Source organism: Enterococcus sp. AZ179 (assembly GCF_050498885.1).
Taxonomy (GTDB): Bacteria; Bacillota; Bacilli; order Lactobacillales; family Enterococcaceae; genus Enterococcus_D; species Enterococcus_D entomosocium.
In genome coordinates this window covers 2,522,012-2,545,286 of sequence record NZ_JBMHEO010000001.1, presented here as the reverse complement: position 1 = coordinate 2,545,286, position 23,275 = coordinate 2,522,012, and the positions used below count along the sequence as shown (strand labels likewise).

The 23,275-nt window shown below is 42.4% G+C and carries 27 protein-coding genes and 2 tRNA genes; all 29 read right to left on the bottom strand.

Features of this window, described 5'->3' with window-relative positions:
• Positions 1 to 49: 49 nt before the first annotated feature.
• Positions 50 to 1,102: a GGDEF domain-containing protein gene (locus IGI88_RS12050; protein ID WP_429960559.1), complete on the bottom strand. Its 1,053-nt coding sequence runs from the start codon at positions 1,100 to 1,102 to the stop codon at positions 50 to 52.
• A 332-nt stretch (positions 1,103 to 1,434) separates the two neighbouring features.
• On the bottom strand, positions 1,435 to 2,544 hold the full coding sequence (locus tag IGI88_RS12045; RefSeq protein WP_313151540.1) for a GGDEF domain-containing protein: 1,110 nt from the start codon (positions 2,542 to 2,544) through the stop codon (positions 1,435 to 1,437).
• A 4-nt stretch (positions 2,545 to 2,548) separates the two neighbouring features.
• Positions 2,549 to 3,256, bottom strand: coding sequence for an EAL domain-containing protein (locus IGI88_RS12040; RefSeq protein WP_005234399.1), 708 nt, complete (start codon positions 3,254 to 3,256; stop codon positions 2,549 to 2,551).
• Between the two features lie 110 nt (positions 3,257 to 3,366).
• Positions 3,367 to 3,549: a hypothetical protein gene (locus IGI88_RS12035; RefSeq protein WP_086297747.1), complete on the bottom strand. Its 183-nt coding sequence runs from the start codon at positions 3,547 to 3,549 to the stop codon at positions 3,367 to 3,369.
• A 104-nt stretch (positions 3,550 to 3,653) separates the two neighbouring features.
• Positions 3,654 to 3,725, bottom strand: a tRNA-Gln gene (locus IGI88_RS12030).
• A gap of 4 nt (positions 3,726 to 3,729) precedes the next feature.
• Positions 3,730 to 3,813, bottom strand: a tRNA-Tyr gene (locus IGI88_RS12025).
• Positions 3,814 to 3,898: 85 nt separating this feature from the next.
• Positions 3,899 to 4,132, bottom strand: a complete 234-nt coding sequence (locus IGI88_RS12020) for a DUF2969 domain-containing protein (RefSeq protein WP_005228752.1) — start codon at positions 4,130 to 4,132, stop codon at positions 3,899 to 3,901.
• A gap of 122 nt (positions 4,133 to 4,254) precedes the next feature.
• On the bottom strand, positions 4,255 to 4,902 hold the full coding sequence (locus IGI88_RS12015) for a CBS and ACT domain-containing protein (protein ID WP_429960558.1): 648 nt from the start codon (positions 4,900 to 4,902) through the stop codon (positions 4,255 to 4,257).
• Between the two features lie 3 nt (positions 4,903 to 4,905).
• On the bottom strand, positions 4,906 to 5,607 hold the full coding sequence (locus tag IGI88_RS12010; RefSeq protein WP_005234392.1) for an ABC transporter ATP-binding protein: 702 nt from the start codon (positions 5,605 to 5,607) through the stop codon (positions 4,906 to 4,908).
• Positions 5,607 to 6,383, bottom strand: coding sequence for an ABC transporter ATP-binding protein (locus IGI88_RS12005; RefSeq protein WP_429960557.1), 777 nt, complete (start codon positions 6,381 to 6,383; stop codon positions 5,607 to 5,609). The genes IGI88_RS12010 and IGI88_RS12005 overlap by 1 nt, the downstream gene beginning before the upstream one ends.
• Complete coding sequence (locus IGI88_RS12000; RefSeq protein WP_005228744.1) at positions 6,364 to 7,341, bottom strand: branched-chain amino acid ABC transporter permease; 978 nt, start codon at positions 7,339 to 7,341, stop codon at positions 6,364 to 6,366. The genes IGI88_RS12005 and IGI88_RS12000 overlap by 20 nt, the downstream gene beginning before the upstream one ends.
• Before the next feature lie 9 nt (positions 7,342 to 7,350).
• Positions 7,351 to 8,229 carry a branched-chain amino acid ABC transporter permease gene (locus tag IGI88_RS11995; RefSeq protein WP_008380893.1) on the bottom strand — a complete coding sequence of 293 codons (879 nt, stop codon included), beginning with the start codon at positions 8,227 to 8,229 and terminating at the stop codon, positions 7,351 to 7,353.
• A gap of 108 nt (positions 8,230 to 8,337) precedes the next feature.
• Positions 8,338 to 9,525: an ABC transporter substrate-binding protein gene (locus IGI88_RS11990; RefSeq protein ID WP_139960541.1), complete on the bottom strand. Its 1,188-nt coding sequence runs from the start codon at positions 9,523 to 9,525 to the stop codon at positions 8,338 to 8,340.
• A gap of 271 nt (positions 9,526 to 9,796) precedes the next feature.
• Positions 9,797 to 10,690 carry an ROK family protein gene (locus IGI88_RS11985; protein WP_429960556.1) on the bottom strand — a complete coding sequence of 298 codons (894 nt, stop codon included), beginning with the start codon at positions 10,688 to 10,690 and terminating at the stop codon, positions 9,797 to 9,799.
• A 126-nt stretch (positions 10,691 to 10,816) separates the two neighbouring features.
• Positions 10,817 to 11,275 carry a GNAT family N-acetyltransferase gene (locus IGI88_RS11980; RefSeq protein ID WP_005234382.1) on the bottom strand — a complete coding sequence of 153 codons (459 nt, stop codon included), beginning with the start codon at positions 11,273 to 11,275 and terminating at the stop codon, positions 10,817 to 10,819.
• Between the two features lie 39 nt (positions 11,276 to 11,314).
• Positions 11,315 to 11,590 carry a membrane protein insertion efficiency factor YidD gene (gene yidD / locus IGI88_RS11975; protein ID WP_008380886.1) on the bottom strand — a complete coding sequence of 92 codons (276 nt, stop codon included), beginning with the start codon at positions 11,588 to 11,590 and terminating at the stop codon, positions 11,315 to 11,317.
• Positions 11,591 to 11,682: 92 nt separating this feature from the next.
• A complete protein-coding gene (locus IGI88_RS11970; protein WP_005228723.1) occupies positions 11,683 to 11,859 on the bottom strand; it encodes a DNA-directed RNA polymerase subunit beta in 177 nt (58 codons plus the stop codon).
• Positions 11,860 to 11,879: 20 nt separating this feature from the next.
• A complete protein-coding gene (gene murA, locus IGI88_RS11965; RefSeq protein ID WP_008380882.1) occupies positions 11,880 to 13,172 on the bottom strand; it encodes a UDP-N-acetylglucosamine 1-carboxyvinyltransferase in 1,293 nt (430 codons plus the stop codon).
• A gap of 90 nt (positions 13,173 to 13,262) precedes the next feature.
• Positions 13,263 to 13,496 (bottom strand): DUF1146 family protein, encoded by a 234-nt coding sequence (locus tag IGI88_RS11960; protein WP_008380880.1) that lies wholly within the window; start codon positions 13,494 to 13,496, stop codon positions 13,263 to 13,265.
• 158 nt (positions 13,497 to 13,654) lie between these two features.
• Positions 13,655 to 14,077, bottom strand: a complete 423-nt coding sequence (locus IGI88_RS11955) for a F0F1 ATP synthase subunit epsilon (RefSeq protein WP_005228716.1) — start codon at positions 14,075 to 14,077, stop codon at positions 13,655 to 13,657.
• A 31-nt stretch (positions 14,078 to 14,108) separates the two neighbouring features.
• Positions 14,109 to 15,515 carry a F0F1 ATP synthase subunit beta gene (gene atpD / locus IGI88_RS11950; protein WP_005234377.1) on the bottom strand — a complete coding sequence of 469 codons (1,407 nt, stop codon included), beginning with the start codon at positions 15,513 to 15,515 and terminating at the stop codon, positions 14,109 to 14,111.
• Positions 15,516 to 15,541: 26 nt separating this feature from the next.
• Positions 15,542 to 16,444, bottom strand: a complete 903-nt coding sequence (locus IGI88_RS11945; protein WP_005228710.1) for a F0F1 ATP synthase subunit gamma — start codon at positions 16,442 to 16,444, stop codon at positions 15,542 to 15,544.
• A 16-nt stretch (positions 16,445 to 16,460) separates the two neighbouring features.
• Positions 16,461 to 18,017, bottom strand: a complete 1,557-nt coding sequence (atpA, locus tag IGI88_RS11940; protein WP_008380876.1) for a F0F1 ATP synthase subunit alpha — start codon at positions 18,015 to 18,017, stop codon at positions 16,461 to 16,463.
• A 23-nt stretch (positions 18,018 to 18,040) separates the two neighbouring features.
• Entirely contained in the window at positions 18,041 to 18,583 is a 543-nt protein-coding gene (locus IGI88_RS11935; protein WP_016619750.1) for a F0F1 ATP synthase subunit delta, read from the bottom strand.
• On the bottom strand, positions 18,570 to 19,094 hold the full coding sequence (gene atpF, locus IGI88_RS11930) for a F0F1 ATP synthase subunit B (RefSeq protein WP_005228706.1): 525 nt from the start codon (positions 19,092 to 19,094) through the stop codon (positions 18,570 to 18,572). The genes IGI88_RS11935 and atpF overlap by 14 nt, the downstream gene beginning before the upstream one ends.
• Positions 19,095 to 19,182: 88 nt before the next feature.
• Positions 19,183 to 19,395 carry an ATP synthase F0 subunit C gene (gene atpE, locus IGI88_RS11925; protein ID WP_005228705.1) on the bottom strand — a complete coding sequence of 71 codons (213 nt, stop codon included), beginning with the start codon at positions 19,393 to 19,395 and terminating at the stop codon, positions 19,183 to 19,185.
• A gap of 32 nt (positions 19,396 to 19,427) precedes the next feature.
• Complete coding sequence (gene atpB / locus IGI88_RS11920) at positions 19,428 to 20,147, bottom strand: F0F1 ATP synthase subunit A (RefSeq protein ID WP_008380872.1); 720 nt, start codon at positions 20,145 to 20,147, stop codon at positions 19,428 to 19,430.
• A gap of 292 nt (positions 20,148 to 20,439) precedes the next feature.
• Positions 20,440 to 20,898, bottom strand: coding sequence for an SsrA-binding protein SmpB (smpB, locus tag IGI88_RS11915; RefSeq protein ID WP_008380870.1), 459 nt, complete (start codon positions 20,896 to 20,898; stop codon positions 20,440 to 20,442).
• Positions 20,899 to 20,913: 15 nt separating this feature from the next.
• Positions 20,914 to 23,274, bottom strand: a complete 2,361-nt coding sequence (gene rnr, locus IGI88_RS11910) for a ribonuclease R (protein WP_429960555.1) — start codon at positions 23,272 to 23,274, stop codon at positions 20,914 to 20,916.
• Position 23,275: the final 1 nt, after the last annotated feature.

Genomic DNA, 23,275 nt, shown 5'->3' with positions numbered 1-23,275 from the left:
ATTTAAGGTAGTATTTTTGAAAACAAAAAAAGAAAAGAAGCCACCCCCATCAGTAAAGACAGAGTTGGTCGCGACCGCTGCGTTTGGCTCGATACAATGCTTGATCCGCACGTTCTTGCGTTTGCTGTAGCAACTCACCCCTTTGCCGTTGTGCGATCCCAATCGACAACGTGATGCTGACCGAATCACCGGCATCCAAGATGATTTCTTGGTAACGGATGCGCTTTTGAATTTTTTCAAGGAGATAAGCAGCAGCCTGTGCGTCTCCTTGGATCAAGATCGCAAACTCTTCCCCACCGATGCGATAGACCGGATTGCTCGCCGTACAGTAGGTCGAAAAAATACGAGCGATTTCTTGCAAAATCACATCCCCGGCACGGTGTCCGTAACGGTCATTGTAATTTTTGAAATGATCGATATCGATCAAAGCGATCGATAAGTCCACCTCGGTCGTATCTAGGCGTTGGCGGTCATCTTGAAATTTACGAAAGTTGTTCAACTGCGTAAGATCATCGATTTTGACCAATGCCAAAATGCGCTGCATATCATTGACTATCGAATAAAGGAAAAACGCCAACGTATAGGCGAGAATGCCATAAACTATATAAATTAGGGTCGTTTTTTGAATATCACCCGTCAAATAAAAACCAAAAAGAAAGGAGATAGCGATCAAGTAGGTTATTGATAGGAACAACTCTTGTTTGTCAGTAAATCGCCGTTTGGCCCAGGCATGCAGAAATGTCAGTGTCACCATCAAAAAAAACGTAAGATATAAGTTCAGCCAAGAAGATTTTGATACTTCAAACAAGAAACGCCCTAACGCTAGATTGACCATCGTCGGTACGGTCACCTTCCACCCCAGATATTTCATGGAAAAAGCGTAAAGTAAAAAGCGCAGGTCAAATCGCGTTTCGTATACGACGTAAGAGAAATTCATCATCAGCATCCCCACCACGGTTTCACAAGCAATCGCCGCTGCGATCTGTTTCGTTTTGAATGTCCCTTGACCTACGAAGCCATCACTGATTTTGAATAACAAATAAATATTGATGATAATTGCGCCTAAATTTGCGAGTGTATTGACAACCAGCGTATTTGCCATTTCCTGTGCTTCCTTTCTAAAAAAAAGAACCCTTACTTGCTGATTCGACGGGACAATTCCAGAGACATTTCATTGGAAAAGCGGACAAAGCATCAAGTAAGGATCACTATTTATTATTGACAGTTTTTATCACTCTTGATTTAGAATAATTTACCAGAAATTATACATAGTTTCAATCTTTTTGTTGATATGCGAAGATTCTCAAGATAAATAAAATAATCAAAATGTATATTTTGTAAATAAATAACATTATTTCTTTATTATTACTAACTTTTTGTGCATAAACATTTAATTCTTTGTGAATTTGTGTAAATTATTTTTCCATTATTTTTTTACGTCTCAGGCAAGGTGCACACCCGGTTTCGACCACTTTGTTTTGCGAGATAGAGTGCTTGATCGGCTCTTTCAACGGCTGCCAAGATATCCCCATGACAAACGGTGCTCGCTTCAACGCCGCAAGACAAAGACATCGTCCCTTTTTCAAAATTGGCGACAGGAAACATACTGCTGGAAATGGTTTGACACAGCGTCGTCATCGCAGCTACGGTCTGTTCTTTGACATCCCCTTCGATCACGACACAAAACTCTTCGCCGCCATAACGATAAAAGGAATAGGTCTCGGCAAAATGCGCCTCTAAAAAAGTAGTCGTCCGTGTGGCAAAGGTTCTCAACAGCTCATTTCCAGCGATATGACCATAACGGTCGTTGACCTTTTTGAAATGATCGAGATCGATCATGGCGATCGTCACAGTCTTTTTCTGTGAAACGGCTTGAAGCAGATCGTGGTTATAGGTCCCATAGTTGAAGCAGCCGGTCAACGCATCGATCTTACTATTCGCCAACTCTGCCAGTACTTGGTATTCTTGCCCCTCAATCAATCGATGCAACCACATGAAACTTCCTAGCAGCACGAAAGAACCAACAAATACTGCCAGCATCGCTTCCCAGTCATAGGTCGTCGTATGATGGACTAGCATCGAAAAACGCGGTGAGAGCAGGCAGGTCAAAAAATACATCATATAAAATTGCTGTTGCGGACGCAGCGACTTGATTTTTGATAAGAGAAAATCAAGGACAAAGACACCGACACCTAATAGCGGTAAATAAAAGGCTTTGCCAATGTCAGAAAAACCGACAAACAGTAAATAGAAAACGACCATACACGGCGTTATCAAAATCAAGATCTTGCCACGATCACCATAGAAAAAATGACTCGCAATAAAAGCAGTTGTGTATTGATAACAGATAAACCCAACTGAATTCATTGAGAAAGAAAGAATAAAATACAAATGCGTAAACGTCAGAATACCAATAATAAAATACTTAAATGGACGAGAAACCGATATTTTTTGCACACTTCGTACAAAAACATCTGCGGTCACCAGTAAACTGGCAATCATCAGCGGCAAACCAAACGCCAAAAGCACGCCTCGTTCTAACATTCCATCACAATCGCTCTCCTTTAGACCATAAATATCCTTGTTGCAAATGCACCCCCATCTCAAGCAACTGGACCATTTTTTCGCGGTTCTCGATCCCTTCAACGATCAGCTCAAGCTGATATTTTTGGGCAACCTTCAACCAACAAGCCAAAAAGCTGAAGCCAATCTCCTCATCAAGCTGAATAAACGGTAACAACGAAAATTTCAAACAATCAACGCTGGCAAGATTGGCAAAGACCAACGAGAGGGTATTTTGTCCGCAACCGATATCATCGACCGCAATCACATAACCATAAGCTTTAATTTTTGCAATGGCTACAGACAAATCAAATGACTCTTGCTGTATGCGTACGGGGTGTTCCGTCAATTCAATCTGCAACTGCGCCTTATAAACAGCCATCGTTTCAAAAAAGGACCACGTAGACTGCCACAGCAGCTGTTGTGGATGTATATTGACACTAAAGCGGGTTTCCGGCTTTTTTTTGCATAAACGCCGCAATTCCTTGGCATACCATCTCATCAATTGCTGATTGCCACTTTCAGTTTGAATCATTGTGCTGAATTCTTGCTGTGGAAATCGGTTGTTCTTCTCGCTACGTAGCAAGACTTCATAGCCATTCACCTCTTGCTGACTTAGCGATTTTACCTGCATGATTGGTTGACACAACAGATAAAGGCGGTCTGTGTTCTCCCAAGTCGTTTCATTTCCCATCTTCGTTAAGCCCCCATCTAGTAAAGTTATCACTTCCGAAAATCGGCAATATTCCTGTCATCGCTCGTTTCTCATGCTATAAAATGGTTCTCTCAAAGGAACTGATTTGCCTAAGTATACCAAACAGAACCAAAAATGCCCAAATATTTTAAATTCTCTGAAAGAAATTTCTGTGAAAGAATCGACTGTGATTTTCCGTTCCACTCCATACCTGTTTCATAGAAATGCCCCAAAGCAACCATTGCTTTTTTCAATTTCGTAGAAACTAGCTTGTTGAAAGTGGCTTCTTCCATATCAGCCTCCTGTTTCTTTAAGTACTTATAAAAAAACACGATTCTTTTTAAATAACAAAAAAACAGCAAGAGTGCTTGCTGTTTTTTTCTACGTATCTCTTTGACTGGGGTAGCTGGATTCGAACCAACGCATGACGGAGTCAAAGTCCGTTGCCTTACCGCTTGGCTATACCCCAATAATGGTGGAGGAGAGTGGATTCGAACCACTGAACCCTAAGGAACGGATTTACAGTCCGTCGCGTTTAGCCACTTCGCTACTCCTCCAAAAGGTTTTTCTCAAACCTGACAATAGTTATAATACCGAAAAAGATAACAAATTGCAAGAGCAAAAAGTAAATTTTTCTAGAAATTATTCATGTAAATTCCATTGACGAATAATCATCTCGATGGCAGCTTCTAAGCTTCTGCTCGAACCTAGATCTTCATCCCCTAAAAAGCTTTGAAATTCTTTTGGTCCAGTTGTTAAAATCTCACCAATGCGTTTTTTTCCGATAAATAATTCATTGACGGTATAGTCTTTGCCATGAATGGCTTTTGTTGTTTCTTCAATACGTACTTCGATATCTTTATTTTTCTTAGACATGGTTGCACCTCTTTCTTTACAGCACCTTCCTATTTTAACAGAAAAGCAACAAAAGAAAAAGAAAATCTCTTCTGGAAATAAAAAAAGTAGCCAATCTTTACGATCAGCTACTTTTTCTTAGATCACTTCTGGTTCGTCAAGACAGCACTCGTCACGGTATAGCCTGCTTCGCTTAAAATTTTCTCGATTGCTGCGACTTGCCGTGATTCTACTTGGATCTCAACAACTGTTTTTAGTGCCATCCGATTTACCACAATCGTCAAAATACTCATCTGATGATCCGCAAGGAGTTTCGTCACGTCTGCTAAAACCCCCACATGATCATCCGTGATCTCGATCGATACTCGGGTTCCGCCATCGTGGTAGCCAGTGATTTTCAAAAAGGCATCGAAAATATCATTGTTGGTAATGATTCCCACTAGGTCATCATCATCCATGACTGGTAAAACTCCCACGTTCTCACTACGCATGACGGAAATGGCGTCCTCTAATAGTGCATCTGGTTCAATCGTAGTCACTTTTTTCAACATGATATCAGCGACTGTCGTTTTATTTAAGAGATAGTTCATTTCATAAACACTTAAACTTGTCGCTTTTGAGGGGGTTGCTTCAGCGATCGTTCCTTCCGTGATCAACCCTACTAATTTGCCATCATCAACGACAGGTAGACGATGGATATCGTGCTGCTTCATCACATCTATTGCATCAAAGATCGGTGTTTGTGAATCGACGGTGATGACCGTCTTCGTCATAAAATCACTTACGCTCATTATTTAACCTCCTAGATACGCTTTTCTTACTTCATCGCTTGCTAGTAATTCTTCTCCGGTACCTTCTAAAACGATTTTCCCGGTTTCTAATACATAGCCGCGATCAGCAATCGATAAAGCCATTTTCGCATTTTGTTCGATCAGCAGCACAGTCGTTCCTTGCTGCTTGATTTCTTGAATGATGGAAAAAATTTCTTTGATAAAAATTGGCGCCAAGCCCATCGATGGCTCATCCAGCAAAAGCAAGCGCGGTTTTGACATCAATGCCCGCCCCATTGCCAACATCTGCTGCTCACCGCCAGATAATGTCGACGCATCTTGCGAGAGGCGTTCTTTCAATACAGGAAACTTGCGGTAAACTTGTTCATAGTCTTCTTTGACACCACTGTCTTTACGCAAGAAGGCGCCCATCTCTAAGTTTTCTTGAACCGTCAAACCGGAAAAGACGTGCCGCCCTTCTGGCACCTGCGACAAGCCGTTTGCGACGATTTTTTGCGGTGCTTCTTTCTCAATTTGCTTTCCTTCAAAAGTGACGGAGCCTTTTGAAGGACGGATCAATCCAGAAATCGTCCGTAAAATCGTGGTTTTTCCGGCACCATTGGCACCAATCAGCGAAACGATCTCTCCTTGATTGACGTGGAAGGAAACATCATGAACTGCTTGGATCATGCCGTAGTGAACACTTAAATTTTGAATTTCCAGCATCAGATTTCTCCTCCTAGATAGGCTTCGATTACCCGTGGATTGTTTTTGATCTCTTCTGGTTCACCGTGGGCGATGACTTGCCCGTATTCCAGTACATAGATCCGTTCGCACACTTCCATGACCAAACTCATATCATGCTCGATCAAGAGGATCGTCAATTGAAAATCTTTTTGGATCTTATAGATCAGCTTTGTCAGTTCTGTTGTTTCCTGAGGATTCATCCCCGCTGCCGGCTCGTCAAGAAACAAAATTTTTGGCTCTGTAGCCAATGCGCGTACGATCTCTAAACGGCGTTGCTCGCCATAAGGCAAATTTTTCGCTAACGTTTGGCTTTTGCCATCCATATCAAAGATCCGTAACAGCTCTAAGGCTTTTTTCTTCATGGATTCTTCGTTTTTGTAATATTTTGGCAAACGCAAGATGCTCGTCAGTAGTCCTTCTTTATGCTTACTGTTCATAGCGATCAAGACGTTATCCATTACGGACAAGTTTTTAAACAAGCGAATATTTTGGAAGGTTCTTGAAAGGCCTAAATCCGCGATTTTATAAGGCTTCACGCCATTTAAACGTTTTGGCTTACCTTGGGTCTCAAAAAGCACTTCGCCTTCACTAGGCTCATAAACACCTGTCAGGAGGTTAAAGAGCGTTGTCTTGCCGGCACCGTTTGGTCCAATCAACCCGACCAGCTCATTGGTATCTAGATGGAGGTCTACATGAGAAACAGCAGCTAAACCACCGAAGTTTTTCGTTAAGCTTTTAACTTCTAATAGAGGCATCGTTGTCATCCCCCTTTTTTCTAAATTTGTCCAACAGTCCTTTTACGGAGAATTCCCAGGTCCCTAAAAGTCCGCTTGGTTTAAAGATCATGATGATGATCAAAGCCAATGCATAAATGATCATGCGCAAATCAGAGAAGCCTTGCAAGTACATGTTTAAGATTCCTAGCACTACTGCCGAAACAACCGCTCCTGTGGTACTCCCAAGCCCTCCAAAAACGACGATGATCAACACATCGATCGATTTCATAAAACCGTAATCTCGTGGGAAAACCGACTGCTGATAGCTGGCATAAAGGGTACCAGCAATGCTTGCCATCACTGCCCCCATCACAAACGCAATTACCTTGTATTTCGTTGTGTTGACCCCCATCGACTCTGCAGCGATCTCATCTTCCCGAATCGCTAAAGTCGCTCTGCCTGGTCCGCTATGGATAAAGTTTGAAACGACAAGAATCGATAGAACGGCAAAGAGAAAGACGATCTGCCAATTACTGAATTGGGGCAATCCGAAAATTCCAGCAGGACCATTGGTCAAGCCTCGTAGGTTCACCAACAAGATCCGAATGATCTCTGCCACACCTAGGGTAGCGATCGCTAGATAGTCGCCTTTTAAACGGAGGGTCGGGATCCCAACCACTAATGCGACTGCACCTGAAACCAGCATCCCCACCAGTAAACCAGTTAAAAAGCCGCCAAAGGTTGGATTGCTTGCCGACAGGATCGCGCCAGCATAAGCACCGATTGCCATAAACCCAGCATGTCCTAAGGAGAATTGCCCTGAAAAGCCGATGATTAGATTCAAACTGACTGCCAAGATGATATTGATTCCGATATTGACGATGATCGCATCAGAGAACAGATTAATCATTCCGCCATTGTAGGCTGCAAATAATCCAAAATAAAGAATAGCTGCCAGAGCGAGCCAGATTAAGTTGTAACGTAAATTCTTTTTCATTTCTGCCACCTACACTTTCTCTTTGATATTTTTGCCGAGAATCCCAGCTGGACGAACCAACAATATAATTATTAAAATGACATACACTAAAGCATCCTTGTAATCAGAAAAACCAAGCGCTGTCGCTGCTGTCTCCACTAAACCGATCACAAAGCCGCCTAAAGCTGCACCAGGAATGATCCCGATCCCACCGAGAACCGCCGCAACAAAAGACTTCAGACCAGGAACGACCCCCATTGATGGATCAATGGAATTATAATACAAACCGATCAGCATCCCGCCAGCTGCAGCCAAAGCCGAGCCTAAGGCAAAGGTAAAGGAAATCGTTCGATTAACATTGATCCCCATCAAACGCGCTGCATCTGCATCAACACTTACTGCACGCATCGCTTTTCCCATACGGGTCTTTTTCACGATCAATTGCAAGAGAATCATTAAGGTAACCGAAACAGCCAAGATCAATAACTGGACATTACTTACTTGAACAAACCCGATGGAATAGGTTTTTCGTTCGATTGCTTGCGGAAACGGGCGCACATTGGCAGAAAAGAAAAAGATCATGACATTTTGCAAAAAATAAGAAACCCCGATTGCCGTAATCAATGCCGAAATTCGCGTGGAATTTCTCAAAGGACGATAGGCTAAAAATTCAATCGTTACCCCAAGTGCTGCACTGGCGATCATCGAAATGAATAACGCTGGGAAAAAGCCCAATTGCCATTGATTGATCAAAAAGTAACCAATAAAACTACCAATCATATAAACTTCTCCGTGGGCGAAGTTGATCAGCTTGATGATGCCATACACCATCGTATAACCCAACGCTAACAAGGCGTAGATACTGCCTAGAAACAAGCCGTTGATCAATTGTTGGATCATCATTTCCATATACTCACTTCCAATATCATTTATTATGGTTCTTCTCATTAGAGAAAAGAAACTGAGACAAACACATCAGGTCTGTCCCAGTTTTCACTGCCAAACAACTACAGGTTTTTAAGGTTCCACAGTGTCTGCTGAGGTTTCCTTGCCGTCAGTCAATCCTAAAACAACTGCTGATTTCTCAGGGTTATGATTTTCATCCATTGTGATTTCACCTGTCACGCCGACAAAGTCTTTCAGTTCAGACAAACCAGCTGCAATTGCCAATGAATCTGCTGAGTTTTGATCTTCGATTGCTTGTTTGATCATGTAAACTGCATCATAGGCTAACGCATTAAAAGCAGAAGGTTCTTTGCCATACTTTTCATTGAAAGCTGCCACAAACGGCTCAACTTTGTCGTTTGCTGGTGCTTTGGTAGAGAAGTGACCGGTATAGTAAACATTGCTGACATTTTCTGCACCAGCTGTTTGAACCATTTTTTCATCACCGAATCCATCGGCACCAATGATTGCTTGATCAATTCCTAATTCTCGCGCTTGCTTGATGATCAAACCAGCTTCTGTGTAGTAGCCTGGAATGAACAAGACATCGAAGTCGACATCTTTGATTCTTGTAAGAACTGCTTGGAAATCTTTGTCGCCTTCAGTAAAGTTATCTTCTAAGACAATTTCGCCTGGGTAACTTTCTTTAAATGCTTCCGTCAATCCAATTGCGTAATCACTTGAGTTGTCTCCCAAGATCACAGCTTTTGATGCATCCAAATTTTCAGCCGCATATTTCGCTAAGATCGTTCCTTGGAAGCTATCTTGGAAACAAGAACGGAAGGCAAATTCTTGCACTTTCCCACTAGTATAAGTAATCGCATCGTCAGTACCTGAAGGTGTAACCATTGGTACTTGTGCTCTGGTCACGTTAGGCAAAGCCGCTTTCGTAGCACCAGAAGTTGCTGGACCAATGATGGCTACAACTTTATCATTTGTAGCTAAGTTGGCTGCTACCGTTGCAGCTTCATTGTTATCTGATTTGTTATCTTTCGAAATAATTTCAATTTGTTTTCCAAGAATACCGCCGGCAGCATTGATTTCTTCTACTGCTAAGTCGATTCCTTCTTTTTCAGCCGTCCCATAAGCAGCTACGGCTCCTGACAACTCTAAGTTGGTTCCGATCTTGATGGTATCTCCCTCTTGTTTATTGCCACCTTCAGCACCCCCGCTGCCATCCGTTGATCCACCTGTTGGTCCAGCGCTACATGCTGTTAACAAAAACAAACTCGCAAACAAAAACGCAAATTTCTTTTTCATAATTTTCCTCTCCTTCACTTCCCCTGAATATGTTATCCAATATACTGAAAAATCTGGAAAATGTCAACGAATTATCAGAATATTTCACCTATTCAGAATTTATTTTTTTTACTAGGAAAAAATGGTGTTTTTAAAACACTGTTCCATCAATAATGGAATCGCTTTTCATTTTTTTGAACAAAAAGAAAAGCAAGCAAAGTTTTTTTTCCTTTGCTTACTTTTTGATCGTTTCGAATTGCTTCATTTTTTGTCAAAAGGACGTTTGAAAACATTACATCAAGATGTTAGCGGCTATTCGTGGATACAATGCTTGAAAATTGGCTGCCGCCCCAACTAGATTGGCATCGTTGCGATAGTCACATAGCTTGATCAGTGGGACAAAATCATTTAAAGCTTGATCTGCCAACATTTTTTTCAACCGTTGATTCACTTCTTCTAACAAGCCATTTTTGGCACTGACACCGCCACCGATAATGATCACTTCAGGATCAAAAGCAAATTGAATACTGAATAGTCCTTGCGCTAAATAGCGGTAAAATTTATTGACTTCCTCGATCGCAATGGCATCCCCATCTTCTGCACGTTGAAAGACCTCTTCGCCGGTAATTGTGGTTCGATCTACACCAATTCGATCACAATAACGCCAAGCCATCTGAACCGCTGTCCCTAGTTGCGAAAATGTTTTGCCTTGATCCAAAATCATCAACCCAAATTCACCGCCGTATAAATGTGCCCCACGGACTAGCTCACCATTTTGAAACAGGGTACCGCCAACGCCTGTTCCGATCACAACGAAAGCTGCTTGCTGATACTCTTTGCCCGCTCCTTGATAGAATTCAGCCATCCCAGCGCAATTAGCATCATTTTCGATGGTTACTGGTACCCCAAACACTCCTTCGAGTTCAGAGTAGATGTCAAACCCATGGATATAAGGAATCGCACTGATACCGTCGATTCGACGTTCTTGGGCATTGACTGCACCTGGAGCACTGATCCCGACCCCTTCGATCTCTTCGTTTACGCTTGCTCTTACTTGCTGCAACTGGGCTTTCATTTCTTGCCACGTGCTTGGTGTAGTAAATTTGCCTTTACTCACCAAAGAATCCTGTGCCCAGACGCCATATTTTACTGCTGAACCACCCATATCAAAGACTAAAATCGCCATTTTTTTCCCTCAATCCTTTATTATTCTGATACTATCTATTTTACCGTAAGTCCCCACTTGAAGAAAGCGATTTCCGAGAACAATAAAAAAAACAGCCTAAAATCGCCATAGACTGTCTCTATGGGATTAGAGCTGCTTTTCCAAAATAACTTGATCGATCAACTGCTGCCCATTTTCGAAAATCGGTTCAGCATAGTGAGTGGTGAAATAATTTTCCATCCGGTCTTTTTCAACATAGCCTTGCGTTTGGTACAAAGTCAGGGCTGCAGAGGGCAGACTACCAGTTTTGATCACTACAATCGGCCGTTTTGCCCCAAGGTGTTGACTGAGGATCGCTTCTTCGGCAGCTTGCAGCAATTGACGACCAATGCCCATTCCTTGCTTTTCTGGAGAAACGGCCACATTCATAATCTCCCAGTTGTTGCCTTGATTTTGATAAACTAGCACACCAATCATTTCTCCAGCTTCTTCATAAACAAGTGTTTGGCTATTATATAGATAGCTTTCTACGACTGCTTTTTCAGGATCTGCATCCAGCAGCAACGCCCAAGGATACGCTTCATTAGAGTCGATTGGACGAATCATGGCTTTTTGGCTCCTTTTTTACATTTTTGTTGATTCCTTTTAACTTTTCCGATAACGGTACGTTGGTTTGACTTTGTCTTGCGTATTTCGTTTTAAAGTAAACGTCTGGGGTACGTAATCTATACCGCCTTTTACAAAGGGATGGCAGCGTAAGATACGAGCTACCCCCATCAAACCTCCTTTGGCTGCGCCATGGACTTGGATCGCTTGGATCATGTATCCTGAGCAAGTCGGATAATAACGACAGCTAGGAGGAAATAATGGGGAAATAAAACGTTGATAGAAACGAACAAAGCCAATCAAAAGTTTACTCATTTCTTGCCAACCTTTCTTTTTATGATCACGATTCAGTGAAGATAGATAGAAAAAACTAGGACTCAGCACGAGGCATAAGTCCTAGTTTGGGGTTACTTCATAAACTCAAAGATATGATTCCAAAGACTTGGAGAGAAGACTTTAAAAGGACTACCGTCGCCAATCACCCCATAGCCAATCATCGTTCCGGCTAAGAACAATAAAATAGCTAATAATATGACGATTAGAATTTTTATCAAGCTAGTTAGAATGTAACGGTTCAACTTCACTTTATTCTCTCCTACTCCTACTATGCGTTTACTGGTACGGTTTCTTCAACTGCTTCAGAAACTCGTTCCACAGAAGCACCTAATTGCTGCAATTTTTCATGGAATTTGTAATAGCCACGATCCAAATATTTTAGATTGCGGACACGTGTCCGACCAGTTGAACGTAGACCTAATAAAATTAACGCTGCTGCTGCACGTAAATCCGTTGCATAGACCAGCGCACCTTGCAATTCATGGCCGCCTTCGATCACTGCTACGTTGCCGTCTATTTTGACATGAGCATTCATCCGACGCATTTCTTCTAAATGTTGGAAACGGTTCTCAAATACAGTTTCGTTCACAACACTCGTTCCAGCTGCTAAAAGTTGAATAGCAGACATTTGCGCTTGCATGTCCGTAGGAAAACCTGGATGAGGCATTGTTTTCACATCTGTTGCCTTCAATTGTTCAGGTCCAACGACACGAATCCCTTCAGCTACTTCAGTCACTTCTGCGCCCATTTCGATCAATTTTGAGATCAATGGACGATTGTGTTCTGAGATCGCATCTTTAATAATGACGTCTCCTTGGGTCATCGCTGCTGCAACCATAAAGGTTCCTGCTTCGATACGGTCTTGGACGATCGAATGTTCCACCGCATGAAGGTGATCGACCCCTTCGATACGCATCGTTTCGGTTCCTGCACCAAAGACTTTGGCACCCATTTTGTTTAAAATGTTTGCTAAATCGACGATTTCAGGTTCACGAGCGACGTTTTCAATGATGGTGATACCTTTAGCTTTTACCGCAGCCATCATGATATTTTGCGTTGCGCCGACACTTGGGAAATCCAAGTAAATGCTATTGCCTTTTAACTCATCGGCGATCGCTTCTATGTATCCATCTTTTTGGATGATTTGAGCGCCTAGTGCTTGAAATCCCTTCAAATGCAAATCAATTGGTCGTTTGCCGATTGCACAGCCGCCAGGCATTGCCACTTTGGCATGACCATTACGGGCTAACAAAGGCCCCATGACTACGATTGAAGCGCGCATTTGGCTTACATACTCATAAGGTGCTTCGATCGCTAACTCTTGTGATGCATCGATCGTCATCGTATTGTTTTCTTCTTCAAAATCGATTGCGACATTTAAATGCCGAATCACTTCTTTCATTGTTAATACATCGGAAAGGATCGGTACATTTGTTAATGTCGTTGTTCCTTCTTCCGCTAATAAGCTTGCCGCTAAGATAGGTAGAACAGCATTTTTTGCCCCTTCGATCTTCACTGTTCCAGTTAATCGATTACCACCTTGAACGATCATCTCTTCCATTTATGTTCCCTCCAAATAATGCAGTGACTCACACAAATCTTGCCAATTATAGCATAATATTCGGTGTTTTTGCATATATTAATGAAATTCTTAAAAACCTGTTAAAAATAAATTACGACATAACGCAATCAACTCAAGGAAAAAAGTACTGGCGGTGTAGCCTAATGCAATCGCAAGAAACACCATGACCATTCGTATCTGAGTCGTTCGTAAGGCTTTAAAAAAAGCATCGATCCGCACAGATTGCAATGCCCAAAATGCTAAATAGATGAACGCTAAATGACTCACGATTCGAATGATTGCATCAATTCCATACACTTGCATACTTCCTGCTCCTTTTTCATAATTGAACATTCCTATCATACCACAAAGATGTCAAGATAAAAAATAATCTTTCTTGAAACCTTCATGAAAAGACTTTAAAAAGTTTTTAAAACGTTTTCTCGAATAAAAAAAAACAAAGGCAAGATGCCCTTGTTTTTTTAGGAATGTTTTGACACGTTGATTCGATTAATGGCGCGGTGCAAAGCAACCGTTGCGCGACGAAGCTGGTCGATATCTTCGACTTGTTTGGCCTCTTCGATTTGACGTTCTGCACGTTGTTTTGCTCTTTCTGCCCGTGAAACGTCGATATCACGATCACGTTCCGCACTATCGGCTACGATGGAGACAACATTGTCCCGCACTTCAAGGATACCGCCATTGACGGCGACCCAGTCGACGTGAGTATCTGAATCGATCCGTTTGACCCGGACTTCATCAATCGTCAAAGGAACGATGATTGGGGCATGATGCGGCAAAATACCGATCTCACCATCTGTCGTACGTGCAACCACGATTTTCGCGTGATGATCGTAAACCAAACCAGCAGGTGTCACCACATTGACTGTTAAAAATTGATCCATGAGGTTCCCCTCTTTCTTCAAGGCTGGTTAATTAATAGCCAATTTTTTTCGCTTTTTCAATGACGTCTTCAATTCGTCCTACACTACGGAAGGCTTCTTCTGGAAGATCATCATATTTTCCTTCAAGAATCTCAGCAAAGCCTTTGATCGTTTCTTCAACTGGTACATAAGAACCAGGTTGTCCAGTAAACTGTTCCGCTACGTGGAAGTTTTGCGACAAGAAGAATTGGATCCGACGCGCACGAGCCACTAACGTTTTTTCTTCATCAGACAACTCATCCATCCCTAAGATAGCGATGATGTCTTGTAGTTCGCGATAACGTTGCAACGCATGCTGTACTTCAGTCGCTACTTCATAGTGTTTTTCACCAACGATTTCAGGTGCTAACGCACTAGAAGAAGAAGCTAGCGGATCAACAGCTGGATAGATCCCTTGTTCAGTCAATTTACGTTCCAAGTTGGTTGTTGCATCCAAATGGGCAAAAGCAGTCGCTGGTGCCGGGTCCGTGTAGTCATCGGCAGGAACATAGATTGCTTGAATAGAAGTAACCGATCCTTTTTTTGTTGAAGTGATCCGTTCTTGCAATTGTCCCATTTCGGTTGCTAGTGTCGGTTGATATCCAACGGCAGAAGGCATCCGACCTAGTAAGGCAGATACTTCAGAACCAGCTTGAGTAAATCGGAAGATATTATCGATAAACAAGAGCACGTCTTGTCCTTCTACATCGCGGAAGTACTCCGCTAAGGTCAACCCAGTCAAGGCAACCCGCATCCGGGCACCTGGTGGTTCGTTCATTTGTCCAAACACCATGGCTGTTTTTTCGATAACGCCAGATTCTTTCATTTCATTATAAAGGTCGTTTCCTTCACGTGTCCGTTCACCAACACCTGTGAAGACAGAGATCCCCCCATGCTCTTGGGCAATGTTGTGGATCAGTTCTTGGATCAAGACAGTTTTACCAACACCGGCACCACCGAAAAGACCAACTTTCCCCCCTTTTAAATAAGGGGCTAATAAGTCGATAACTTTGATCCCAGTCTCAAGGATCTCGGTACTTGTTGACAATTCATCAAAGTCAGGAGCTTTTTTGTGGATCCCACTGCGGGGTGCTTCTTCAGGAAACGGTGCTTCTAAATCGATGGTGTCCCCTAAGACATTAAACACCCGTCCTAAGGTTTCTGTCCCAACTGGAACAGAAATGGAGGCGCCTGTATCGATTACTTCCATTCCTCGTTGTAAGCCATCTGTTGATTCCATGGCAATCGTACGGATAACGCCGTCGCCAAGTTCTAAGGCAGCTTCTAACACAACTTTTGTTTTCTGCTCATCTTTTTTGTAAACAATCAACGCATTGTTGATATCTGGTAATGATTGGTCTAGAGAGAATTCCACGTCAACAACGGGACCAATGACTTGAACAATCTTGCCTGAACTCATTCGTATTCCTCCATTCGTTCTTAAAACTATTCTAACGCGGATGCCCCCGCCACAATTTCAGTAATTTCTTGGGTGATCGCTCCTTGGCGCGCTCGGTTATAAGAGATCGTCAAGTCCCCAATAATATTTTTGGCATTATCTGTTGCTGTTTTCATCGCTGTCATTCCGGCAGCATGCTCGGCTGTTTTTGCGTCAACAATCGCACCATAAATCAAGCTTTCAGCGTATTGAGGCAGTAATTGATTCAAAATTGCTTCTCTGGAAGGTTCAAACAAGTATTCTTGTTCATAACTTTCGGCTTCTTCAGGATCTAGATCGGAAATCGGCAACATTTTCTCCACACGAAATTGGCTAGTCAATGAGTTGATGTGATGGTTATAACACACATATAATTCATCGAAGACTTCGTTTTGGTACATCGTTGTCGCCAATGTTACGATTTTACGCACCTCGTCAAAGCTTGGTTGATCCGAAAGGTTTCTTAGCTCGTACGCCAAATTGATGCCCCGTGCTTTGAAAAAGTCAGCGCCAGTTGCACCAATGGCAATCATGACATACTCTTCTTCTTTTGCATGGTCTTCATCCAGCATGGTCATCATTTGCTTCAAGATGGAACTATTGTAGCCGCCCACTAGACCGCCATCAGAAGTGATGACGATGTAGCCTGTGCGTTTGACCGGACGACTAACCAACATACTGTTATAGTTCACACCATCTTTTGGACCAGAACCTGCAAGATCGGAAAGCTGCTGCGCAGTTAAATGCGTAACGATTTCACGTACTTTGTTGGCATACACTTGAAACTGTTTCGAATGAGCTTCAGATTTTGTTAATTTTGCAGCTGAAACCATTTGCATGGCCTTTGTGATTTGGCTGGTTTTTTTTGTTGAGGCAATTCGTTGCTTGATTTCATTTAATGAAGCAGCCATTTTCTCTCACCTCTTTTTATGCGTTTTGCATTGTCGATATTTTATCTTGGGGTGTCACCCGAGAACCGTTGGATGCCATGAAAATATCTTTGAATGCTTTAATGGTGTCATCTAACAAGCTTTCTTCTGGCAAATCTTTCGTTGTCCGAATGGTTTCAAAAATCGTCGCTGCATTTGCTTCGATATATTCAAATAATTCTGCTTCAAAGTCCAATAGTTTATTGACTGGTACACTATCAATGAATCCATGCGTCAAGGCATAAAGAATCACGACTTGTTTTTCTACTGCCAGTGGTTCATGCAGTTTTTGCTTCAAGATTTCAACGGTTCGACGACCGCGGTTTAATTTGGCTTGTGTTGCAGCATCTAGATCAGACCCAAACTGCGTAAAGGCCTCTAGTTCGCGATAGCTAGCCAAGTCCAAACGCAAGGTACCGGCAACTTTTTTCATTGCTTTGATCTGCGCAGACCCCCCAACCCGTGAAACGGATAATCCAGCCGCTACGGCAGGACGAACACCAGAATAGAAAAGGTCGTTTTCTAAGAAAATTTGTCCATCTGTGATAGAAATCACGTTGGTTGGGATATAGGCTGAAATATCCCCTGCTTGTGTTTCAACAAACGGCAATGCCGTCATCGATCCACCACCTAGTTCATCACTTAATTTCGCTGCACGTTCCAATAAACGAGAATGCAAGTAGAAGACATCCCCTGGGTATGCTTCACGACCTGGCGGACGACGTAGAAGTAGAGAAAGTTCACGATAAGCGACCGCTTGTTTTGATAAGTCATCAAAGACGATCAAAACATGTTTGCCGTTATACATGAATTCTTCCCCCATCGCAGCCCCCGCATAAGGTGCGATATAAAGCAGTGGTGCTGGTTGTGAAGCACCTGCTGAAACCACGATCGTGTAATCAAGGGCCCCGTAACGCCGCAATGTTTCCACTTGTGCACGAACAGTTGAATCTTTTTGGCCAATTGCGACATAAATACAGATCATGTCTTGCCCTTTTTGGTTGATGATCGCATCAATAGCGATCGTTGTTTTTCCGGTTTTCCGGTCACCGATGACTAATTCCCGTTGGCCACGACCGATTGGTACTAAAGCATCAATAGCTTTCAACCCTGTTTGCATTGGTTCCGAAACGGATTTCCGTTGCATAACACCTGGTGCAGCTGCTTCGACTGGGCGTGATTTATCTGTTTCGATCGGACCTAAACCATCGATTGGTTGCCCTAATGGATTTACTACCCGGCCAATTAATGCATCGCCGACAGGAACTTCCATGATTTTACCGGTTCGTTTTACTTTGTCCCCTTCACGAATGGTTTCAAAATCACCTAGGATGATGATTCCGACATCGTTTGACTCTAAGTTTTGTGCCATCCCATAAGAACCGTTTGAAAACTCAAGCAGTTCTCCACTCATGGCATTTTCTAAACCGTGGGCGCGGGCGATCCCGTCCCCAACATATGTGACAGTACCGATTTCTTCTACAGAAAGTTCGTTCTGATAATTTTTAATTTGCTCTTTGATCAAGGCACTAATTTCTTCTGCTTTGATGGCCATCCGATTCACCTCTTATCTCTTGTTTATCTGCCGATTTTTTGTCGCAGATAATCCAGTTGGCTCTTAATACTACCGTCGATCACTTGATGATTTGCTTCAACGATGACACCGCCTAAAATCGTTGGATCGATCGTTTCTTTCAATTGTGCCTGCTTGTACCCAAGCTTATCGGCGATTTGCTTTTCGATTTTGCTTTTTTGTTCTGCTGACAAAGCAACAGCCGTTGTGATCGTTCCGAGAACAAGACCTTGATATTCATCGTAACGACGTTCGTATTCATCAATGATCAGCAATAGATCATCCATGCGATCATATTCATAAACGATCTCTAAGAAATTTCTGACCAAGCCTTCAAAGCCCTTCAGCAATTGATCGACTAATTGTCTTTTTTCATGGAGATCCAAGCGGTTATCCGTCACGATCTGACCGAATGTTGGAATCTCCTGATAAATCTGACGCAAGGTCATTAATTCTTGGTAAACTTCTGTCAAGCGCTGTTCTTCCATCGCCAATTCGAACAAGGCTTTTCCATAGCGTTTTCCCACTGTGAATTTATCGAGTTTCATTAACTGAACCCAATCCTTCGATATATTGATTGATTAGGGATTCATGATTTTCGGGAGTCAATTCGCGTCCTAAGATTTTTTCTGCGATTTGAAGCGAAAGTTCTGCAACATCATCTTTCACTTCTTTTAACGCAGTTTCTTTTTCAAGGGTGATATCTGAGTTTGCTTTTTCTTTCAAACGAGCCACTTCTTCTTTGGTCTCGCTCAAAATATTTTGTCGACTCAATTCCCCGCTGTCTTTGGCGCTCTTGATGATCTCCGCAGCTTCAGAATGAGAACGTGCCAATTTTTCTTGGCGTTCTTTTTCTAATTTTGCTGCATTCAAGCGTGATTGTTCCGCTGAATCCAAATCATTGGCGATTTTATCTTCCCGTTTTTGCATCATGCTGCTGATGGCATCCCATGCAAAATGTTTCAATAAGAATAGCAAAAGAAGAATTGATCCGCTGACAACGATAATATTGCCAAGCATTGGATTTTGAACTTCCGCTATAACCAACTGATTTAGCATAACGATTCTTCCTTTCTGAAAGTCATTGTTTCATTAGAAAAAAGCAAAAACGAGTGCAATTGTTCGTTTCTGCCTTTTCGTGCTTGTCTTATCGGAAGACTAATAACAGCGCGATAACTACCCCTAGAATCGGTACAGCTTCGACTAACGCTACCCCGATAAACATTGTTGAACGTAGTTGACCTGACATTTCAGGTTGGCGTGCCATTGATTCGATCGTTTTTGCGATTACTTGTCCGTTACCATACCCTGCACCAATTGCTGCTCCGATAATTGCTAATCCTGCTCCAATAAAGTTCATTCTTTTTTCCTCCTAATTGTATGTCGATTCGATTAATGTTCTGCCACGATTTTGTGGCTCATAAATACCATGGTCAATGTAACAAATACATAAGCTTGGATCGCTCCAATAAAGAGCGAGAAGCCAATCCAGATCATTTCTAGCGGCATCACGATCGGCAATGACCACCAACCAAGACTAATAAACATGTTGGCAATCAATCCTAATAACACTTCACCAGCGAATATATTTCCATATAAACGCAAGCCTAACGTGATGACATTCGTAAATTCTTCGATGATTTTTAGCGGCAATAAAAAGCCCACCGGTTTCAGATACGAATTGATCAAGTAATTTTTGAAGCCCAACGACTTGATCCCAAAGAAATGTGTCAAGGAAATAACCATAAGTGCAAGTGTCAATGTAACAAACGGGTCTGCTGTCGGACTTTTCCATAAGGTAATGTCATCTGTCGTCACGATTTTTGTGACTAAGCCGATCTCATTTGCCACAAACACAAAAAGAAACATTGTTACACCGAGCAAATGAAAGTTGTTCACTTGAGATCCTGGTAGATTGTCCGCCACGATGCCACGAACAAAGTCAATGACCCATTCAATGAAGTTCTGCTTCCCTTTCGGTTTCATTTGCAGGTTACGTGTACAAATAAAGACCACCAAAAAAACAATAATACAAGAAATGATTGTCATCATAGCTACAGTTCCATCAAACCATATAGGACCGATATGAAACATAAGCGATTTATCTTCCAATCTTTCTCACCTCTTTTCCTGTCATCTCCAGAAAAAATCTGGTGTTACAATGCGTTTCCTCTCATAACAATCGGTATCATACCACCACGAATGGAAAATTTCAAAGCATTTTCAAGAAAATTAGACAAAAAACTCACAATGCCAAAAATCCTAAATTAATTGAAAAATCCTCGTGTCGCTATGTGGAAGAAAAAGCCTGTTATATCAACAGCTTTCCCTTAAATGCTACCAAATTTAGCGTGATTTTCAAAGCAATAACCTCTATCGGATTCTAAAAGAAGTTCTTAGAAAATTAGAAATTTCTAAGAACTCGGTCAATTTGTCTTTCTTGATCTTTGCGTTTCAAGGATTCCCGCTTGTCATATTCGCGTTTTCCTTTCGCTAAACCAATCAAAACTTTGGCATAACCATCCTTGATATACACCTTTAATGGCACAATCGTCATACCGGTATTTTTTGTTTCGCCAATCAGACGAGCGATCTGCTTTTTGTGTAGCAACAGTTTTCTCGTCCGCAATGGATCGTGATTAAAAATGTTTCCTTGCTCGTAAGGACTGATATGCACATTGACTAAGAATGCCTCACCGTTACGAATGCGTACAAAGCCGTCTTTCAAATTGATCCGGCTGTTACGGATCGCTTTGATCTCTGTTCCCTGTAAGACGATCCCCGCTTCGATCGTATCGAGGATCGTGTAATCATGGCGGGCCTTTTTGTTTTGGGCGATTAATTTCCCTTCTCCTTTAGGCACGGGCCATCCCTCCAATTATTTTTTCTTGATTCCTTTGTAAAAAGGTTTTTTCTTTTTCACTTTGCCAGCTTTTTTCGGCTTGCCTTTGCCTGATTGCTCAAAGCGTTTCCCTTGGTTTTTCTCAGGGTTTCGTTGTTTTTTTCCACGGCGGCTAGCTTCATTTTTTTGATTGTTGTTACGTTTGTTGGCTTTTGGTGCTTGCAGTTTTTCAACTTCTTCTGCTGCTACCAGTTCGAAATCGATCTCTCTTGTTTCTGGATCAGCCTTTACGACTTTGATGCGAACTTTCTGACCAATTTTAAAGGTCAGGCCTGTCCGTTCACCCACAAGTGCCAGATGGTTTTCCAAATAATGGAAGTAATCTTGCTTCAGATTATTGATATGGATCAACCCTTCAATCGTGTTAGGCAATTCAATAAACAAGCCAAACTTAACGACGGAACTGATGATACCGTCAAACTCTTCTCCTACTTTATCGGCCATATACTCAGCTTTTTTAAGCGCATCGACTTCTCTTTCTGCATCGACTGCTCGTCGTTCCATTTGGGAGCTGTGCAGCGCGATGTCCGGCAAGATTTCAGCCCATTTGTTTTGGTTGGCTTCTGAGACATCTTCACTGTAAGATCGAATCAAACGATGCACGATCAAGTCGGGATAACGACGGATCGGTGATGTAAAGTGGGTATAATCTTCCGCTGCCAAACCATAGTGGCCGACGTTTTCTTCTGAATACTTCGCTTGCTGCATACTTCTTAGCAGCATTGTATTGACAACCATTGCCTCTGGCTTATCTGCGACATCTTCAACCACTTTTTGCAATTGTTTTGGTGAGATCGAGCCATTGGTCTGCTTGACTACGATCCCTAAAGCAGATGCAAAATCAAAGAAGCGTCGCATTTTCTCTTCTTTTGGTTCCTCATGGATCCGGTAAATAAATGGTAAATGCTTCTGATTGAAATGACGCGCCACGGTTTCATTGGCTGCCAACATGAATGATTCGATCAATCGTTCGCCGACGCCCCGTGCTCGTAGAACGATTTCTTGCGGGTGTCCTTCTCCATCGACCAAGACTTTTGCTTCTCGGTCTTCAAAAGAAACTGCCCCACGTTTGATGCGCATCGCTTCTAACACGTGATGCAAGGCGGCCATATCATGGAACATCGGTACTAATTCCGCATATTCTTTGGTGGTTTCTGGATCATTGTCTTCAATGATTTGATTGACTGCTTGATACGTCATACGGGCACTTGTTTGAATAATACTTTGGAAAATATTGTAATCTGTGACGATCCCCTCTTGGTTGATCCACATTTCACAGCTCATAGTCAACCTTGGGACATTCGGATTCAACGAACAGATCCCGTTTGATAAACGCTGTGGGATCATCGGAATCACACGATCCGTAAGATAGACACTCGTTCCCCGATCAAACGCTTCTTTATCCAATGCGCTGTTTTCGGTCACATAATAAGAAACATCGGCGATATGCACGCCCAAATAGAAGCTACCGTCAGGCAATGCTTTTACGGTCACCGCATCATCCAAATCTTTGGCATCCGCTCCATCGATTGTTACAATCTGTTGATCTCGTAAATCCCGCCGTTCCGGAAAGTCGGCAGGATCGATCGTATCTGGTACTGCATCTGCCGCTGCTAAGGTTTCTTCCTCGAATTTTGTTGGAATCCCGTTCGCCACGACGATCGATAATATATCCATTCCAGGATCGTTTTTATGTCCTACAACTTTCGTGATCAACCCCTCTAAGCTTTTCGAATAACCTTTTTCTGGGTAATGGCTGATTTCAACGATCACAATGCTCCCATCTACAGGTCGAATCCCTTGAGCACCAATAAACACCTTTAATTCACTTAGTTTTTTATCTTTAGGCTGAACAACGCCATATAGATCCGACTCTTCGATCTCTTTTTCATCAAATAATGTAAACTCGCCGACCAACTGACTGATGGCCCGTTGTTTGATCTCAACGACTTTCCCCTCTGCACCACGATCTGAGAAAGGATCCGCAACGTGCACGATGTCCACAGCAACGGTATCGCCGTCCATGGCATAGCCTGTTGCTTCTTTAGGGATATAAATATCGTCTTCTTCTTCATCCAAAGTGACAAAGCCGAAGCCCCGCTCGTTGGCACGGAAGGTTCCTTCCACAAACACTCGTTTCATGGGTAATTTCACTTTGCCTTTTTTGTTAAAAATCACGCTGCCTTCTCGTTCCATCGCCGCTACTGTCTGAACAAGATTCTTAAAGTCTGAACTTTTTTGAAGTCCTAGACCTTCAGCAATTTCTTCCATTGAAAAACTTTTTTTGCGGCTTTCTTCGAGAAACTGAATGATTTTTGTTTTAATCGTTTCTGTCATA

What these genes read in the sequence shown, in the direction of transcription:
- IGI88_RS12005 (WP_429960557.1), bottom strand. Translation starts at nt 6,383, where the DNA reads ATGCCTCTATTAGAAGTTAAAAGCTTAACGAAAAACTTCGGTGGTTTA.
- rnr (WP_429960555.1), bottom strand. Translation starts at nt 23,274, where the DNA reads ATGACAGAAACGATTAAAACAAAAATCATTCAGTTTCTCGAAGAAAGC.
- IGI88_RS11945 (WP_005228710.1), bottom strand. Translation starts at nt 16,444, where the DNA reads ATGGCTGCTTCATTAAATGAAATCAAGCAACGAATTGCCTCAACAAAA.
- IGI88_RS12015 (WP_429960558.1), bottom strand. Translation starts at nt 4,902, where the DNA reads ATGAGCGTAAGTGATTTTATGACGAAGACGGTCATCACCGTCGATTCA.
- IGI88_RS11960 (WP_008380880.1), bottom strand. Translation starts at nt 13,496, where the DNA reads ATGCAAGTGTATGGAATTGATGCAATCATTCGAATCGTGAGTCATTTA.
- IGI88_RS12020 (WP_005228752.1), bottom strand. Translation starts at nt 4,132, where the DNA reads ATGTCTAAGAAAAATAAAGATATCGAAGTACGTATTGAAGAAACAACA.
- IGI88_RS12035 (WP_086297747.1), bottom strand. Translation starts at nt 3,549, where the DNA reads ATGGAAGAAGCCACTTTCAACAAGCTAGTTTCTACGAAATTGAAAAAA.
- IGI88_RS12000 (WP_005228744.1), bottom strand. Translation starts at nt 7,341, where the DNA reads ATGAAAAAGAATTTACGTTACAACTTAATCTGGCTCGCTCTGGCAGCT.
- IGI88_RS12050 (WP_429960559.1), bottom strand. Translation starts at nt 1,102, where the DNA reads ATGGCAAATACGCTGGTTGTCAATACACTCGCAAATTTAGGCGCAATT.
- IGI88_RS11955 (WP_005228716.1), bottom strand. Translation starts at nt 14,077, where the DNA reads ATGGATCAATTTTTAACAGTCAATGTGGTGACACCTGCTGGTTTGGTT.
- murA (WP_008380882.1), bottom strand. Translation starts at nt 13,172, where the DNA reads ATGGAAGAGATGATCGTTCAAGGTGGTAATCGATTAACTGGAACAGTG.
- atpD (WP_005234377.1), bottom strand. Translation starts at nt 15,515, where the DNA reads ATGAGTTCAGGCAAGATTGTTCAAGTCATTGGTCCCGTTGTTGACGTG.
- yidD (WP_008380886.1), bottom strand. Translation starts at nt 11,590, where the DNA reads ATGAGTAAACTTTTGATTGGCTTTGTTCGTTTCTATCAACGTTTTATT.
- IGI88_RS11935 (WP_016619750.1), bottom strand. Translation starts at nt 18,583, where the DNA reads ATGAAACTCGATAAATTCACAGTGGGAAAACGCTATGGAAAAGCCTTG.
- IGI88_RS12045 (WP_313151540.1), bottom strand. Translation starts at nt 2,544, where the DNA reads ATGTTAGAACGAGGCGTGCTTTTGGCGTTTGGTTTGCCGCTGATGATT.
- IGI88_RS11995 (WP_008380893.1), bottom strand. Translation starts at nt 8,229, where the DNA reads ATGGAAATGATGATCCAACAATTGATCAACGGCTTGTTTCTAGGCAGT.
- atpA (WP_008380876.1), bottom strand. Translation starts at nt 18,017, where the DNA reads ATGGCCATCAAAGCAGAAGAAATTAGTGCCTTGATCAAAGAGCAAATT.
- IGI88_RS11990 (WP_139960541.1), bottom strand. Translation starts at nt 9,525, where the DNA reads ATGAAAAAGAAATTTGCGTTTTTGTTTGCGAGTTTGTTTTTGTTAACA.
- IGI88_RS12040 (WP_005234399.1), bottom strand. Translation starts at nt 3,256, where the DNA reads ATGGGAAATGAAACGACTTGGGAGAACACAGACCGCCTTTATCTGTTG.
- atpE (WP_005228705.1), bottom strand. Translation starts at nt 19,395, where the DNA reads ATGAACTTTATTGGAGCAGGATTAGCAATTATCGGAGCAGCAATTGGT.
- IGI88_RS12010 (WP_005234392.1), bottom strand. Translation starts at nt 5,607, where the DNA reads ATGCTGGAAATTCAAAATTTAAGTGTTCACTACGGCATGATCCAAGCA.
- atpF (WP_005228706.1), bottom strand. Translation starts at nt 19,094, where the DNA reads ATGCTAAATCAGTTGGTTATAGCGGAAGTTCAAAATCCAATGCTTGGC.
- IGI88_RS11980 (WP_005234382.1), bottom strand. Translation starts at nt 11,275, where the DNA reads ATGATTCGTCCAATCGACTCTAATGAAGCGTATCCTTGGGCGTTGCTG.
- IGI88_RS11985 (WP_429960556.1), bottom strand. Translation starts at nt 10,690, where the DNA reads ATGGCGATTTTAGTCTTTGATATGGGTGGTTCAGCAGTAAAATATGGC.